This is a genomic window from Muricauda brasiliensis, from assembly GCF_003057865.1.
Classification (GTDB): Bacteria; Bacteroidota; Bacteroidia; order Flavobacteriales; family Flavobacteriaceae; genus Flagellimonas; species Flagellimonas chongwuensis.
This window is the reverse complement of record NZ_QBTW01000038.1, coordinates 1-377: the sequence shown is the minus strand read 5'-3', so window position 1 is coordinate 377 and position 377 is coordinate 1. Positions and strand designations below refer to the sequence as shown.

Here is a 377-nt window from a genome sequence, read left to right as displayed (position 1 = left end):
CTCCTGGCGGAACTACAGGCCGAGGCCCCTAGGACCACCACCTTGCCCTTGAGCTTGTATTCTTTTCTATCTTCTTTGTTGATGTAGGATACGCCCGTGGCACGGCCCTCTTCGTCCGTGGTCACCTCTCGTACCATGCAGTTCACGTACAGGTCGATCTGCCCGCCGTTCTTCTGCGCCGGGAAGATCAAACAGGTACCCGCCGAGAAATCGGCATATACCTGACAGGCACGGTTGCACTGCCCACAGTAGAAGCACACGCCCCTGTCCTCGTTGATCTTCTTGGTGAGCATCGACATCCGTGACGGGTACACCGGGATGTTGCTCTTCCTGGCCCCCTTGATATAAAAAAGCTCGTGCAACCTTGGCTTTGGCGG

1 protein-coding gene is annotated in these 377 nt (G+C 56.5%); it reads right to left on the bottom strand.

Annotated features, from left to right (window positions below):
* The coding region (locus DCK90_RS16830) for a GMC family oxidoreductase N-terminal domain-containing protein (protein WP_335341879.1) at positions 1–377 on the bottom strand (377 nt) is incomplete at both ends.